Origin of the sequence: Intrasporangium chromatireducens Q5-1, assembly GCF_000576575.1 — a bacterium.
Taxonomy (GTDB): domain Bacteria; phylum Actinomycetota; class Actinomycetes; order Actinomycetales; family Dermatophilaceae; genus Intrasporangium_A; species Intrasporangium_A chromatireducens.
On record NZ_AWQS01000625.1, the window covers coordinates 1 to 336 of the forward strand.

Annotated in this window: 1 protein-coding gene; it reads right to left on the reverse strand. The window is 72.6% G+C overall.

Annotation, left to right across the window (positions count from 1 at the left end; all coding sequences use genetic code 11):
* Window positions 1-336, reverse strand: a 336-nt coding sequence (locus N864_RS23175) for an MFS transporter (RefSeq protein WP_034723316.1), incomplete at both ends; no start/stop codon positions are given.

The following is a 336-nucleotide window of genomic DNA, read 5'->3' on the forward strand; positions in this document are numbered from 1 at the left end:
CGCGACCTCGCCGGTGTCATCGACGGGCGCCGGCTGCGGCTGCTCCTCCGGGGCGTCCCGCAGCGGCGGGTTGTAGAGCCAGAGGACCACGCCGACCGCGACGGCTGCGAGCTCACACGTGAAGAGCGCCCAGCCGGTGTGCCAGACGGTGGCGAGCCAGACCCCCACGGTCGGCCCGACCATGAACGACAGCTCGGTCGTGGCCGAGTCGAGCGAGAGTGCGGTGCGCCGTTGGGAGTCCGGCACCGAGCGCAGGATGACCTGGCGCAGGATCGAGAAGGTCGGCACGACGAAGAGCCCGGCGAGTGCCGCGAGCGCCAGCAGGGGTGCGTAGCC